Source organism: Nonomuraea sp. NPDC003214 (genome assembly GCF_053590035.1).
Genome location: NZ_JBSFSX010000007.1, coordinates 20,378 through 34,153 on the forward strand (window position 1 = coordinate 20,378; position 13,776 = coordinate 34,153).

A 13,776-nucleotide genomic window follows, 5' to 3' on the forward strand; every position below is an offset into this window, starting at 1 on the left:
GAGCGGTCGCTTCCTCCGTTAGAGTCTGGGGTGACATGGTCGGTTGGTCGGCAGGGATGACGACGGCGAGAGGACAGCGACGTTGGGGCAGCAGGGTCGCTCCGGCACTCCGCTGACGCCGGAGGATCCGCCGGCGATCGGCCCGTACGAGTTGCTCAGCCGGCTCGGCTCGGGCGGCATGGGCACCGTCTACCTGGCCCGTGGCGGCGACGGCGAGCAGGTGGCGCTCAAGGCGATCCGCCGTGACTTCACCGCCGACGCGGTCTACCGGGCGCGCTTCCACGAAGAGGTGTCCAACGCCCGCAAGGTCGCCTCGTTCTGCACCGCCCGCGTGCTCGACCACGGCGAGCACGACGGCGTCCTCTACCTCGTGACCGAGTACATCGACGGCGTCTCGCTGGAGGATCACCTCATCGAGCACGGCAGCCTGTCGTCGTCGATGCTCCACTCGGCCGCCGTCGGGGTCGCCGCCGCGCTCACCGCCATCCACGCCGCCGGGCTGGTGCACCGCGACCTCAAGCCCGCCAACGTGATGCTGACGCTGGCCGGGCCGCGGGTCATCGACTTCGGCCTGGCCCGCTCGACGCACGTCGGCTCCCGGCACACCAACGCCGGCATGGTGATGGGCACGCCCGGCTGGATCGCGCCCGAGCAGGTCTTCGAGGGCCGCACCAGCCCTGCGGGCGACGTGTTCGCGTGGGGGTCGCTGATCGCTTACGCGGGGCTCGGCGGGCATCCGTTCGGCGAGGGCGACGCGTACGTGATGGCGGCCCGTGCCCGCACCGCGCCGCCTGACCTGCGCGGGCTGCCCGCGCCGCTCGACCGGCTGGTCGCCGCGGCCATCCACCCCGACCCGGCGCGCCGGCCCACGGCCAAGCAGCTGCTGCTGGAGCTGGTGAGCGCGACGGACGAGCCGGCCGCGCAGCTCGCCGCCACCCGCCACCTCACCGACTCGTGGAACCCGGCCGAGTTCCCCCCGCTGGCCGCCGGATCACGCCGTCCGGGCCCCCGCCCCGCGCCTCCGGGGCCGCAGCCGTCCCGCGGCCCGCAGCCCTCCGCCGCCCCGCACCGCCCACCGGGCCCGCAGGGTGCCCAGGGGTCGTCGCAGGCGCCGCACGGCCCGCAGGGGCGCCCGCCTGGGGGGCAGTCGTCGTCGCGGCACGGGGCCGCCCCGCCGCCACCGCCGCCCGGGCACGGGTCCGCGCGGGGGCACGCGCCCCACCCGGAGCGCACCGGCCCCGTCCCGGCGTCCCATCCGGAGCGTACGGGCCCGGCACCCGTGCCCCCTGCCGAGCGCAGCGGGCCCACGCCCATGCCCCACGCCGAGCGCACCGGCCCCACGGCCATGCCGCACGCCGACCGTACGGGCCCGGTCCCGGGAGGGCAGCCGCGTGGCGACCGGACGCGGCAGGGGCCGATGCCCCACGCCGAGCGCACCGGCCCCGTGCCGTCGTCCCTGCCGCACCCGGAGCGGACCGGCCCGGTGCCGATGGCGCCGCACCGTACGGGCCAGGGCCCGCTCCCGCCGCGCCCCTTCCCCAAGGCCGCGCGGACGGGCCGGAACGTGTTCACCGGCTGCATGACCGCCCTGGTGATCACGCTGGTGCTCATCGCGGTGCTGATCACGGTGCTCATCTGGATGTCACGCGGCCCCGCCGTCGGCGAGGACGGCGAGCCGGTGCGCGACGGCAAGCTGAGCTTCGCCGTCACCGCCGCCAAGTGCCCCGAGCCGGCCAGGTCCGCCAAGCGGCGCACCTGCCGGATCGCGCTGAAGGTGAGCAACGTCGGCCAGGACGCCCGCGTCCTCTACCCGGCGCAGCAGAAGCTCCTCGACGCCGACGACGGCGCCCACGACGGCTCCGGCCTGCTCGACAAGGAGGGCGCCGAGATCTCCCCGGTCAGCATCGGCCCGGGCAAGTCGTTCACCGGCACCCTCGTGTTCGAGCTGCCACGCGACGCCGAGCCCGCGGGCCTGGAGCTGCACGACTCCGCCCTGAGCGGCGGCGTCCGCATCAGCCTCGGTTAGTCCGGGCGCCGCCGGCCCAGGTCGCCGAGGACCCGGAGGAAGAGCTTGCCGTGCGCGTGGTCGTCGGGCAGCGGGCCGGTCGCCTGGGTGATTCCCTCGGCTCGCAGGTCGGCGGCGATGCGCTGGGCGAGCAGCCCGGCGGTGAGCCGTCCCTGGCGGTGCGGGTCGACGGAGTAGTGGGTGAGCTTCCAGGTGTCCGGCGCCGGTTGCCGGAGCTGCAGCTCGACGGTGGCGAGGATGCGCTGGGCTGGCGCGGGACGATCGGACGAGCTGAGGTCCCCGAGGCCGTCCTCGTCCTGAGGGCCGGCGAGGCGCACGACCGGGCGGCCGTCGGGCCCGGCGACGGCGACGTAGCGGACGCGGTTGTCGGCGCAGGTCGTGAGCCTGCTGTGCGGGCGCGCGCAGGCCGGGTCCCAGTGGGCGGCGAACCACGTCAGCGAGGCGGCCAGGTCGGGGTGCGCTCCGGCCCACCGGTCGTCGAACAGGAACCACTGCCCGTACGTGCCGTTCCAGCCGGACAGGAACAGCTGCGCCAGGTGCTCGCCCACGTGGACGACGGTGCGCTCCCGATGCAGGGAGGGCACCGGCGGGCGGGCGGCCGTCAGCCGGAGCGCGGCCTCGTGGGAGCCGGTGTGGCCGTCGGTCTCCGAGTCGAGGAAGTCGGGCCAGTCGTTGCAGCGCCGCAGCGCCGGGCCGATGCCGGTCTCCCCCGGCGCGACCATGGCGCGCAGCACCTCCAGCTCTCGCGGCCACGTGTCGCCGTCGGGGACGGCCTCGCGCAGCGCGGCGCCCAGCTCGGGAAGCCGCACGCCGGTCAGGGCATAGGGGCGATGCCGGCCGATGCTGTCGTGCTTGGCGACGCACTCCATGAAGATCGCGTACACGGTGCCGTCGCCGGGAGACAGCGGCCCCAGGTGGGTGACCGGGCAGGGCGGGTCGAACGGCGCGTCACCGGAACCGTCGGGCAGCGGCCCGTCGTGCACGGCGTACGCCCAGCGGCGTGGATCGGCCTCGGCCACGGCGTCGTCCAGCAGGTAGTAGGCCACCTCGTGGTCGAGGCCGTTGGCCAGGCCGCGCAGGCTGTGGTCGTCGACGTTGCACTGGTGGGAGTCGGACAGCCGGGACCTGGCGAGCGTGCGTAACCCGGCCATGTCCGCCGGGGGCGGGCCGCCCTCGCCGGGGATGTGGCCGAGCCCGTGCACGCCCAGGTCGTGGACGGCGTCCGGGGTGGCCCAGGTGGAGCGGAACCAGTCGAGCACCGTCGGCTCAGGGAAGCGCCGCACCGACTTGCCGAGGACGCCTTCGCCCCACGAGCGGTAGATCAGGTACATGTCGTTCCCCTCCTGGCCGGTCTTCGGCGCGGCCGTACGGGCTCCTATGTTCGAGAGCGTTCGAGGAGGGTGGCTTCGGTGATGGGGGATTCGTGGGTGCCCGGGGTGGTGCAGGCGTGGGCTCCGGCGATGGCGCCGAGCCGGGCGCAGGTGTCGGCGGGGAGGCCGCGCAGGGTGCCGTACAGGAAGCCGGAGACGAAGGCGTCGCCGGCGCCGTTGGTGTCGGCGACCGGGCCGGGCAGCGGGGCGGCGGGGAAGGCGCGCAGGTCGCCGTCGCGGGTGAGGACGAGGCAGCCGTCGGCTCCGCGGGTGCACACGACGGTGTGGGCGCGGCCCCTGGCGAGGATGGCGCGCATGGTGGCGGGCGGGTCGGGCAGCGCGGTGGCTGAGAGGAAGACCAGGTCGGAGCGGTGGGCGAAGTCCTCGTGGTACGGGTTGACGCCGTCCCAGTCGTGCAGGTCGGTGGAGGTGGGGGTGCCGGCGAGGTCGGGGTAGACGTGGCGGCAGAAGTCGGTGATGGACACGTGGGCGTGGCGGGCGCGGACGCCGGTGTAGAGGTGGCGCGGCAGCCGTTCGCCGGGGGTGGCCTTGGGGTCGAACAGGGAGGTGCGGCGGCCGTCGGGGCCGACGAGCAGGACGCTGCGCCGGGTGCCGGCCTCGGCGCGGCCCCAGGCGCAGTCGACGCCGCGCAGCGCGTCGCGGACGAGCGCGCCCTGCGGGTCGTCGCCGATCAGGTCGGCGAAGGCGACGTCGAGGCCGAGCGCGGCGCAGCCGAGCGTCACGCCGGCGCCGGTGTTGCCGATCCGGTCGACGACGGGCGGCACGTGGTAGGTGTCGCGGTAGGGCAGCGGCAGCTCGGGCACGTAGACGGTGGAGTCGACGCCGGCGCCGCCGAGGACGAGGACGTCCTTCACCGGTTGACCAGGGGGCCGGAGCCGGTGGAGCCGCGTACGACGAGCTCGGGCTGGAACATCAGCTCGACGTGCTTGGCCGGGGCGCCGTTGACCTCTTCGAGCAGGGTCTGCACGGCGGCCTGGGCCATCGCCATGATGGGCTTGCGCACGGTGGTGAGCGGCGGGTCGGTGAAGGCGATCAGCGGCGAGTCGTCGAAGCCGACGACCGACACCTCCCCCGGCACCGACAGCCCTCTCTCGCGGCAGGCGCGGATCGCGCCGAGCGCCATGAGGTCGCTGGCGCAGACGATGCCGGTGCAGCCGAGCGTGAGGAGCTGGGCGCCGGCGGCCTGGCCGCCTTCGACGGAGAACAACGAGTGCGTGATGAGCTCGTCGGCGGCGGAGGCGCCGAGGAGCTGGGCCATCGCCTGCCGGTAGCCCTCGATCTTGCGGATCACCGGCACGAACCGGCGCGGCCCGAGCGCGAGGCCGATCCGCTCGTGGCCGAGGTCGACCAGGTGCTGGACGGCCAGCCGGGCGGCCATGCGGTCGTCGGGCGAGATGAACGGCGCGGCGATGTGCTCGCTGTAGCCGTCGACGAGCACGATCGGCAGCCCCCGGTCGGTGAGCCGGGTGTAGCGGTCCATCCGGGCGGTGGTGTCGGCGTGCAGGCCGGAGACGAACACGATGCCGCTGACGCCCCGGTCGACCAGCAGCTCGGTGAACTCGTCCTCGGGCGCGCCGCCGGGCAGCTGGGTGCACAGCACCGGCGTGTAACCGTGCTGGGTGAGGGCCTTCTCGATCGCCTGCGCGAACGCGGGGAAGATCGGGTTGTCCAGCTCGGGGGTGACCAGGCCGATCAGCCCGTTGCTGCGCTGGCGCAGGCGGGGCGGGCGTTCGTAGCCCATGAGGTCGAGCGCGGTCATGACGGCCTGCCGGGTGGCCGCGGAGACGCCGGGCTTGCCGTTGAGCACACGGCTGACCGTGGCCTCGCTCACCCCGGCCTGGGCGGCGATGTCGGCTAGGCGAGCGTGACCGTTCATGGCCGCTACTTTACTTTCCACCAGGCGGCCGAATCGGCGGCTCCGGGGACGTCCGAGGAGAGCAGCAGCTCGGCGCCGGGCGCGGGGTCGGCGGGTTCGCCGGTCAGGTTGACCGTGCACAGCAGGTCGCCGCGGGAGAAGACGAGCGTGCCCTCGGGCGAGTCGTGCCAGACGAGGTCGCCGGAGAAGGTGCGGCGCAGCCGGAGCGCCTGCCGGTAGAGCTCCAGCGTGGAGCGGTGGTCGCCGTCCTGGGCCTCGACGCTGAGCTCCGACCAGGCGGGCGGGACGGGCAGCCACGGGTCGCGCCAGCCGGAATCGCGCGTCCACGGCAGGGGCACGCGGCAGCCGTCGCGGCCGCTGTCGGGGTCGCGCAGCCGCTGCGGGTCGCGCTGCAGCTCCGCGGGCAGGTCGAGCACTTCGGGCAGGCCGAGCTCGTCGCCCTGGTAGACGTAGGCGGAGCCGGGCAGCGCGAGCGTGAGCAGGGCGGCGGCGCGGGCCCGGGCGAGGCTGCCGTAGCGGGTGACGTGCCGTTTGACGTCGTGGTTGGACAGCACCCAAGTGGAGGGCGCGCCGACGGAGCCGGCGGTGGCGAGCGAGGAGTCGATCACCTCGCGCAGCGCGGCGGCGTCCCAGGGCGCGAACAGGAAGTGGAAGTTGAACGCCTGGTGCAGCTCGTCCGGCCGCACGTACAGGGCGAGCCGTTCCGGCGTCGGCGCCCACGCCTCGGCGACGCCGATGCGCTCGCCCGGGTAGGAGTCGAGGATGCGCCGCCAGGCGCGGTGGATCTCGTGCACGCCGTCGTTGTCGAAGTACGGGACGACGTCGTTGCCGATGAGCCGGGTCTGCCCGGTGTGGCCGATGTCGGGCAGGCCGGCGGGCTTGACCATGCCGTGCGCCACGTCGACGCGGAAGCCGTCGACGCCCAGGTCGAGCCAGAAGCGCAGGATCGACTCGAACTCGGCGCGCACCTCGGGGTGCTCCCAGTTGAGGTCGGGCTGGGAGGAGTCGAACAGGTGCAGGTACCACTGCCCGTCGTCCACCTGGGTCCAGGCGGGGCCGCCGAAGATCGACTCCCAGTCGTTGGGGGCGTCGCGGAAGATGTAGCGGTCGCGGTTGTGGCCGCGCAGCGCCTCCTGGAACCAGGGGTGGGCCGAGGAGGTGTGGTTCGGCACGATGTCCACGATGATCCGCAGGCCGTGCCCGTGCGCCTCGTCGATGAGCGCCTTGGCGTCGGCCAGTGTCCCGAACAGCGGGTCGACGTCGCGGTAGTCGGCGACGTCGTAGCCGAAATCGGCCATGGGCGAGGTGTAGAAAGGGGTCAGCCAGATCGCGTCGACGCCGAGCCCTGCGAGGTAGGGCAGGCGATCGCGTACGCCTATCAGGTCGCCGACGCCGTCTCCGTCGCCATCGGCGAAGCTGCGCACGTACACCTGGTAGATCACGGCGTCACGCCACCACGCGGTCATGGTTTACCCCCCGTAAGTTCTCGACCATTGAAAGGCTTGCGGCAAGTTTTCGCAAGCCCTTCCAGGGCCGCGCATCCGGAAATATAGGTGTTCGGATGCACAAAACCCCCGTCCGAAACCCCCGCGAGCGAGATCTTTTATGTCAAGGGTGGACACGCGGCGTTAAGGCACGATGTACTACCTCTTCAATCAGCCCCGTCACAGGTGACACGTGCGCAAGGTGTGGGCCCATGAGCTCGGTCGTTCTCGACAAAGTGACCAAGGTGTATCCGGGTGACCACCTCGCGGTCGATCGCCTGAGCCTCAAGGCTGAGGACGGCGAGTTCCTCGTCCTCCTCGGCCCGTCAGGCTGTGGCAAGTCCACCCTGCTCCGCATGATCGCAGGACTGGAGGAGATCACCGACGGCGAGCTGTGGCTCGACGGACAGATGGCCAACCACCTGGCGCCGCGCGACCGCGACGTCGCCATGGTGTTCCAGAACGGCGCCCTCTACCCGCACCGCACCGTGCGCGGGAACATCGCCTTCCCCCTGGAGATCGCCAAGTCGGACCCCGCGATGGTCCGCGAGCGCGTCACCGAGCTGTCCAAAGCGCTGCACATCGACGAGACCCTGGAGCGCCGCCCCGGCACGCTGTCCGGCGGCCAGCGCCAGCGCGTCGCCATGGGCCGGGCGATCGTCCGCCAGCCCAAGCTGTTCCTCATGGACGAGCCGCTGTCCAACCTGGACGCCGGCATGCGCACCGAACTGCGCATGGAGATCTCCGCCCTGGTCAGGTCGCTCGGCGTCACCACCATCTACGTGACGCACGACCAGGTCGAGGCCCTCACCCTGGCCGACCGGATCGCCATCCTGAACCGCGGCGTCCTCCAGGACGTCGGCACTCCGGCCCAGATTTACAACGATCCAGCAACGGCGTTCGTGGCGGCGTTCCTCAACTCGCAGCAGCTGAACCTGCTGGCAGCGACGGTGCGCACGCCGCAGAACCAGTACGTGCTGCTCGACTTCGGGCCGCACCGGCTGACGATCCCGTGGAGCGATCCGCGCGCGTACGCCATCTCGCAGTACACCGGCGGGCAGGTGCTGGTCGGCATGCGGCCCGACGGGCTCGCGCCGGTGCCCGAGTCGTACGACGGGCCGTCGTTCTTCGGGCGGGTGCGGGCGCTGGAGTATCACGGGCACGAATGGCTCGCCTACATCGAGTGCGGCGTGCCCGCGGTGCCCGTGCCCGAGCCCCCGGACCGGACCGCGCTGCGCAACGGCCAGCGCAGCGGCTCCGGCGGCATCGCCGGGCTCGTCCGCCGCCTGCTGCCCAACCGCGGCGAGCCGGAGCAGCAGGAGCAGGAGCAGGTCGGGCAGCACCCGGGCAGCGGCATCCACCGCCGCGCCGACCTCATCGTCCGCCTCGGCAACCGGCCCGTCTGGCGCGCGGGCGACGCCGCGAAGGTCGGCGTGGACCCCAACCGCCTGATGCTCTTCACGACCGACGGCGCCCGCATCGACAAGCCGCGCCGCTGACCCGTCCCTCCGCTCAGGAGGCCGGGGTCCAGCGGGGGCCGTCGGGGGTGTCCTCGACCTGGACGCCACCCGCCAGCAGAGCGGCGCGCAGCGCGTCCGCCACCTCGTAGCTGCCCAAGCCACCCTGCCCGCCCAGGCCACCCTGCCCGCCCAGGCCACCCTGCCCGCCCTGGCCACCCAAGCCGCCCTGCCCGCCCTGGCCGCGCAGCGTGGTGCGCAGCGCCAGCAGCGGCTCCACGAGCGCGCGGACGCCGGCCGTGGCGGCCAGCTCGCCGAGCCGGGCGATGAGCAGCCGCATCAGCTCCCTCGCCTGCTCGACGCCGCCCGCGTCCTCCTCCGTGTCGGCCGCCCACCTGACGATCTCCGCCTCCAGCGCGAGCACCGCGCGGGCCGCCGCGGGCGCGTCACCCTCGGCGGCGGCCCGCTCGAAGTCCCGCTCGCACGCGCGGGCGCTCTCCTCCAGCGTCACCTCGGGCGCCGCCCGCCCGGCGGCCGGCCGCGCGGCGCGGGCCGCGGCGGCGGCGCCCCGCCGCCCCTCCGCGAGCCGCCGCAGCTCCTCCAGATCGGTACGCGTCCCCGAAGGCAGCTCGGTCACCGCCGCTCCGGCCCCCGCCGGGCGGCGGACGGTGACGACGCCCCGGCCCGCCACCTCGGCCGACTCGCTCTCCAGGTCGATGACGAGCGCGGTGTGCTCGTCGACGCCCAGCACGGCCGAGCCGGGCGGCAGCTCGCGCTCCATGCGCGACAGCCGCCGCTCGCCCAGGTAGCAGTAGCGGGTGTCGTGGGTGCCGCCCTCGGCGTTGTCGAAGTGCGGGATCACCACGGCCCGCAGCCCGAGCGCCGCCAGCAGGTCGAGTCCGTCGCGCCAGTGCGGGTCGGCGCCGACCTTGTAGATCTCGTACACGGGCACGGTGGCGAGCCCGGCGGTGCAGGCGGCGGCGGAGGCGAGCACGGTGACGCCGGTGCGGGCGCGGACGCGGGCGCGCAGGTCGGCGGCCACGCCGGAGCCGGTCCACCGGTCGAGCGCGTAGGTGGGGCTGCCGGGCCCGGAGAAGACCCAGGCGGCGCCGGTCACGTCGCCGGACACCTCGACGTCCAGGCCGACGCTGCGGGCGAAGTAGCCGCGCGCGCGGGCGGAGATGTCGGCGCGGTTCTCCTGGAAGGCGTACGGGGTGTCGAGCAGCACGGCCCGCGCGCCGGGCGGCAGCGCGCGGGCGGCGGCCCGGTGGACCTCCACCATGGTCGGGCTCGTCTCGCCCGATCCCATCAGCACCAGCGTCCCCGGCATGGCCCCCGCCTCTCTCTGTCCCGTCCTCGACTAGTGCCACGGGCGGGCCCGCTCGCGCAAGAGCGGGACACACATGCGAGATGGGCGTTCCTGCACAGGGGTGGCAGTAGGCTGCTGGCGGTGACGGCAAGACACGTGGTCTCGGTCGAGACGCTCCTGCTGCGGGCGGGCGACGGCTGGTCCTATCGGCGCGTGGTGGTCTCCCCCGGTGCTGGTGAGAGCCCCGACGAGGCGGCCCGCCGGGCGGCCGGGGTGGAGCCGGGCACGGACGAGGTGGTGGTGCACTCGACGAGCTGGCGCCACCGGCCGGGCGAGATCGTGCTGACCTACGCGGTGTGTCCCGATCCGGAGCCGTGGCTGCCCGCCGACGGGCGGCCGGCGGCGGAGCCGGCCCGGGGCGCGGCGCCCGCGACGCCGTCGCCGGAGCGGGTGGAGGTGGCGCAGGTGGCGGCGCACGCGATCCGGCACCTGGCGTTCCTCATGGCGGAGGACCCGGTGGTGCGCGAGGCGCTGGCCCGCCACCCGGAGGTCGCTATCGCGCTGTCGCCCAGCGCCGGGACAGGCGGCGGCCGAGCTCCTGCATGGGCCGTTCCACCCAGCGGTACGTCAGCGCGCTGACAGCCACGATCAGCGCCGTGACCAGCACGGTCGCGGTGAGCTGGACCGGCAGCGACGCGGCGCGCAGGTCACCGGCGACCGCGCTGACGTACTTGAGCACCGGATGGTGCACGAGGTAGAGCGAGTAGCTGATCAGGCCGAGCCAGGTGAGCGCCTTCGGCAGCCGCCTGCCGCGCAGCGCCATGGCGCCGCCGAACACCGCGGCCGACAGCGCGATCGTGGTCACCCACACGTCGGGCTGGACCCACCACCAGCCGTTCTGGACGGCCCAGAAGGGCGAGACGGCGACGAGCGCGGTGGTGAGGGCGACGGGCCAGAGGCTGCCCTGGCCGCGTTCCCACCGGTGGACGGCGGTGCCGGCGAACATGAGCGCCACGATGGCCGCGCCGAGCCACGGCACCCGGCTGTTGAGGACCAGCAGGACGAGCGCCATCACGCCCATGCTCAGCGCCGCCGCCCTGCGGAACCGGCCGCCGATCACGCAGGCGAGCCCGGCGACGAACACCGCGCAGGACGCGTACGCCACCCAGGCGCCGCCGAACAGGGCGCGGCTCATCACCAGCCCGGTCACCACGCCGGTGGCGGCGAACAGGACCGACAGCAGCGCGCTGCGCTCGTGCAGCCTCAGCAGGAACAGCGCGGTGACGAGCAGGTAGAAGACCATCTCGTACGAGAGCGTCCACATGGTGTCGGCGAGCCCGCCCACGCCCACGACGTCGAGCAGCATGGTGGCGTGCCCGGCGACGGACCCGCCGTCGCGCGGCACTGCCTCGCGGACCGGCACCCACCAGGCCAGGGCGAGCACCAGGACGGAGACGGCCAGGTAGAGCGGGTAGAGGCGGAAGACGCGGCTCAGCCAGAAGGCCCGCACGTCGCCGTGCCGCTCCAGGGAGGCCGGGATGATGTAGCCGCTGACCAGGAAGAACACGAAGATGCCGAAGACCCCGAAGCTGAACCAGTAGGGCCGTGCCGACGGCAGGTACCACGGCAGCATGTGCTCGGCCACGACGGCCAGGGCGCCGATTCCGCGGAGCGCGTCGAGCCAGGCGAGCCTGGAGTGGGAGCCGGCGGAATCGGACGCGGTGCCGCTGGATGCGGCTGGGGCGATCGACACCCGGCCAAACCTACCCTGACTTGCCCGGTCGATGCCGCTTGTTCCCTATGTGCGGACAAAGGACGGTAATGGTAGTCGTGCGCCCGATCTGAGCTCCGGCTACCAGCCGATGCGCCCCTTCCCGGAGACGAGCGCCCGGGCGATGACCAGACGCTGCACGTCGTTGGTGCCCTCGCCGATCGCCATCAGCGGCGCGTCCCGGTAGAGCCGCTCGACCACGTACTCCTGGGAGTAGCCGTAGCCGCCGTGGATGCGCATCGACTCCAGCGACGCCTTGAGCGCGACCTCGGAGGCGAAGTACTTGGCCATGCCCGCCTCCATGTCGATCCGCTGCCCGCTGTCGGCGCGGGAGGCGGCCCAGTAGGTGAGCAGCCGGGCGGCCTGGATCTCGGTGGCCAGGTCGGCGAGCTTGAGCTGGATGGCCTGGAAGTCGGCGATCGGCTGCCCGAACGCGGTGCGCTCGCGGGCGTAGCCGAGGGCGGCGTCGTAGGCGGCCTGGGCGACGCCGACGGCGCGGGCGGCGATGTTGACGCGGCCGATCTCCAGCGCGCCGAGGACCTGCTGCATGCCGCGCCCCTCGACGCCGCCGAGCAGCGCGCCCACCGGGACGCGGACGCCGTCGAGCGCCACCTCGCACGTCTCGGTGCCCTTGTAGCCGAGCTTGGGCAGGTCGCGGCTGACGGCGAAGCCCTCGGCCGACGGGTCGACGAGCAGCACGGACATGCCCTTGTGGGCGGGCTCGGTGATCGAGGTCTTGACGAGCACGGGCAGCGGGTCGGCGTGACGGGCGTTGGTGATCCACGTCTTGGTGCCGGTGACGACGTAGTGGTCGCCGTCACGGACCGCGCGGGTGCGGATGCCCTGCAGGTCGGTGCCGGCGCCGGGCTCGGTGAGCGCGATGCCGGTGCGGCGGGCGCCGGTGGCCAGCTCGGGCAGCAGGCGCTTCTGCTCGTCAGTGCCGTGGCGGGCGATCATCGAGCAGGCCATGGAGTGGGAGCCGATGGTGCCGGCCACGCCCATCCAGCCGCGCGCGATCTCCTCGAAGACGAGCGCGAAGGTGACCATGTCGGCGCCGAGCCCGCCGTGCTCCTCGGGCACCGACAGGCCGAACAGGCCCATCGTCTTCATCTTCTCGACGATCTCGGTGGGGTAGCGGCCGGAGTGCTCCCATTCGGTGGCGACCGGCACGATCTCCTTGTCGACGAAGGCGCGCAGCGTCTCGCGGAAGGCCCGCTGTTCGTCGGTCAGCTCGAAGTCCATCGCTCAGCCTTCCAGAGGGCCGGTCTTGGCCTGGGGGAAATAGCCCTTGTCGTGCGGGGCGTCGCGTTTGTAGACCATGACCGTGCGGGTCCACGACATGATCTCGTCGCCGTCCTGGTTGAGGCCGCGGGTGCGGCAGGTGACGATCCCGGCGTACGGCCGCGACTTCGACTCGCGCTTGGCCGTGACCAGGGACTCGGCGTAGAGGGTGTCACCGATGAACACCGGGTGGGTGAGGCGGATCTCCTCCCAGCCGAGGTTCATCAGCGCGGTCTGGCTGACGTCCATGACCGACAGGCCGAGCACGATGGCGACGGTCAGCCCCGAGTTCACGATGATCTTCCCGGCCGGGGCCTTCGCGGCGAAGTGCGCGTTGAAGTGGTTCTGGTTGGTGTTCATCGTGAGCAGCGTGAACCAGGTGTTGTCGGCCTCGCTGATGGTGCGGCCCAGCGGGTGCTGGTAGACGTCGCCGATCACGAAGTCCTCGTAGTGACGGCCGATGCGCGCTTCGTGGACGGTCATCCGGCCACGTTAGTCATCGTCCGTTTCGCCGGTCAACGATCACTTACGCGCGGCCAGCGCCGACACCACGTCCACGATCCGCACGGCCCGCTCCAGCTCGGCGCGGTGGAACACCGGCCCGTCGGCGCGCGCCACCATCAGGTGCAGGTTCTGCGTGGTCACCGGCAGCAGCATCAGCCGCAGCTTCTCGGTGTCGAGGCAGGCGGCCCGCGGCGGCGGTTCCGGCAGGTCGACGTAGTCGGGCGCGGCCAGCGAGGCGTGCCGCACCGCGCCGTCGGCGTAGGCGACCGACCACTCCGCGCCGCACAGCCCCGGCAGCGCGTCGACGAGCGTCGCCAGCCCGCGGCCCGGCTCGGCGGCGACGTGCATGAGCAGGTCGTAGTCGGGCGCGGAGCCGGGCGCCTCGCGCGTCGGCCACACGCCCTCGATCCGCACGCCCGGCACGTCGGTGAACCGCTGGCGCACCTCCTGCGGGCTCGCCGCGCCGGGCCAGGAGACGGTGAAGTCGTCCACGGCCCGGCCCTTCTCCCGTTCCAGCACGGTGACCTGCAGGATGTCGGCGCCGAGCGTCCCGAGCACCTTGGCGACCTGCCCGAGGCCACCGGGCCGGTCCGGCAGCGACACCCTCAGTCTCAGCAGCATTGCCGCCCTCCCTTCCCGAGGCTTCTCACAGTGCCGTGGACAGGTTTCCGGAAGGT

General features: G+C 73.3%; 12 protein-coding genes. 3 read left to right on the forward strand and 9 right to left on the reverse strand.

Translation table 11 applies throughout. From position 1 onward, the window contains the following. The first annotated feature begins 82 nt into the window (after window positions 1-82). Complete coding sequence (locus ACWDXC_RS22105; protein ID WP_449984834.1) at window positions 83-2,026, forward strand: protein kinase domain-containing protein; 1,944 nt, start codon at window positions 83-85, stop codon at window positions 2,024-2,026. Here ACWDXC_RS22105 and ACWDXC_RS22110 read toward each other — a convergent pair. From ACWDXC_RS22110 to ACWDXC_RS22125, 4 genes are read right to left on the reverse strand one after another with little or no spacing between them, the layout of a single operon-like run. Beyond that, window positions 2,023-3,357, reverse strand: coding sequence for a hypothetical protein (locus ACWDXC_RS22110; protein ID WP_449984837.1), 1,335 nt, complete (start codon window positions 3,355-3,357; stop codon window positions 2,023-2,025). The genes ACWDXC_RS22105 and ACWDXC_RS22110 overlap by 4 nt on opposite strands. Window positions 3,358-3,401: 44 nt before the next feature. Further along, the gene (locus ACWDXC_RS22115) at window positions 3,402-4,271 is read right to left on the reverse strand and encodes a carbohydrate kinase family protein (protein ID WP_449984839.1); all 870 of its coding nucleotides are present in this window, start codon (window positions 4,269-4,271) and stop codon (window positions 3,402-3,404) included. Continuing rightward, window positions 4,268-5,293 carry a LacI family DNA-binding transcriptional regulator gene (locus ACWDXC_RS22120; protein WP_219517393.1) on the reverse strand — a complete coding sequence of 342 codons (1,026 nt, stop codon included), beginning with the start codon at window positions 5,291-5,293 and terminating at the stop codon, window positions 4,268-4,270. The genes ACWDXC_RS22115 and ACWDXC_RS22120 overlap by 4 nt, the downstream gene beginning before the upstream one ends. A 5-nt stretch (window positions 5,294-5,298) precedes the next feature. Continuing rightward, on the reverse strand, window positions 5,299-6,759 hold the full coding sequence (locus ACWDXC_RS22125; RefSeq protein WP_449984842.1) for a glycoside hydrolase family 13 protein: 1,461 nt from the start codon (window positions 6,757-6,759) through the stop codon (window positions 5,299-5,301). A gap of 230 nt (window positions 6,760-6,989) precedes the next feature. Between ACWDXC_RS22125 and ACWDXC_RS22130 the strand changes: the two genes are divergently transcribed. Further along, complete coding sequence (locus tag ACWDXC_RS22130; RefSeq protein WP_219517397.1) at window positions 6,990-8,276, forward strand: ABC transporter ATP-binding protein; 1,287 nt, start codon at window positions 6,990-6,992, stop codon at window positions 8,274-8,276. 13 nt (window positions 8,277-8,289) lie between these two features. Here the strand turns inward: ACWDXC_RS22130 and ACWDXC_RS22135 are convergent, their stop codons facing one another. After that, entirely contained in the window at window positions 8,290-9,564 is a 1,275-nt protein-coding gene (locus tag ACWDXC_RS22135; RefSeq protein ID WP_449984845.1) for a hypothetical protein, read from the reverse strand. A gap of 120 nt (window positions 9,565-9,684) precedes the next feature. Between ACWDXC_RS22135 and ACWDXC_RS22140 the strand changes: the two genes are divergently transcribed. Then, window positions 9,685-10,182: a hypothetical protein gene (locus ACWDXC_RS22140; RefSeq protein ID WP_449984848.1), complete on the forward strand. Its 498-nt coding sequence runs from the start codon at window positions 9,685-9,687 to the stop codon at window positions 10,180-10,182. Here the strand turns inward: ACWDXC_RS22140 and ACWDXC_RS22145 are convergent. The 4 genes from ACWDXC_RS22145 to ACWDXC_RS22160 all read right to left on the reverse strand — a co-directional run bounded on the left by ACWDXC_RS22145 (window position 10,097) and on the right by ACWDXC_RS22160 (window position 13,720). Continuing rightward, window positions 10,097-11,296 (reverse strand): acyltransferase family protein, encoded by a 1,200-nt coding sequence (locus tag ACWDXC_RS22145; protein ID WP_219509431.1) that lies wholly within the window; start codon window positions 11,294-11,296, stop codon window positions 10,097-10,099. The two genes, ACWDXC_RS22140 and ACWDXC_RS22145, sit on opposite strands and share 86 nt — an antisense overlap. A 99-nt stretch (window positions 11,297-11,395) precedes the next feature. Beyond that, window positions 11,396-12,556, reverse strand: a complete 1,161-nt coding sequence (locus ACWDXC_RS22150; protein ID WP_364181900.1) for an acyl-CoA dehydrogenase family protein — start codon at window positions 12,554-12,556, stop codon at window positions 11,396-11,398. A gap of 3 nt (window positions 12,557-12,559) precedes the next feature. Beyond that, window positions 12,560-13,078: a MaoC family dehydratase gene (locus ACWDXC_RS22155; protein ID WP_219509429.1), complete on the reverse strand. Its 519-nt coding sequence runs from the start codon at window positions 13,076-13,078 to the stop codon at window positions 12,560-12,562. Window positions 13,079-13,117: 39 nt separating this feature from the next. After that, window positions 13,118-13,720 (reverse strand): ACT domain-containing protein, encoded by a 603-nt coding sequence (locus ACWDXC_RS22160; protein WP_449984851.1) that lies wholly within the window; start codon window positions 13,718-13,720, stop codon window positions 13,118-13,120. Window positions 13,721-13,776: the final 56 nt, after the last annotated feature.

Bases quoted from the DNA above. Each gene is read 5' to 3' on its own strand.
- ACWDXC_RS22150 (WP_364181900.1), bottom strand. From the start codon at position 12,556: ATGGACTTCGAGCTGACCGACGAACAGCGGGCCTTCCGCGAGACGCTG.
- ACWDXC_RS22160 (WP_449984851.1), bottom strand. From the start codon at position 13,720: ATGCTGCTGAGACTGAGGGTGTCGCTGCCGGACCGGCCCGGTGGCCTC.
- ACWDXC_RS22135 (WP_449984845.1), bottom strand. From the start codon at position 9,564: ATGCCGGGGACGCTGGTGCTGATGGGATCGGGCGAGACGAGCCCGACC.
- ACWDXC_RS22120 (WP_219517393.1), bottom strand. From the start codon at position 5,293: ATGAACGGTCACGCTCGCCTAGCCGACATCGCCGCCCAGGCCGGGGTG.
- ACWDXC_RS22130 (WP_219517397.1), top strand. From the start codon at position 6,990: ATGAGCTCGGTCGTTCTCGACAAAGTGACCAAGGTGTATCCGGGTGAC.
- ACWDXC_RS22110 (WP_449984837.1), bottom strand. From the start codon at position 3,357: ATGTACCTGATCTACCGCTCGTGGGGCGAAGGCGTCCTCGGCAAGTCG.
- ACWDXC_RS22155 (WP_219509429.1), bottom strand. From the start codon at position 13,078: ATGACCGTCCACGAAGCGCGCATCGGCCGTCACTACGAGGACTTCGTG.
- ACWDXC_RS22125 (WP_449984842.1), bottom strand. From the start codon at position 6,759: ATGACCGCGTGGTGGCGTGACGCCGTGATCTACCAGGTGTACGTGCGC.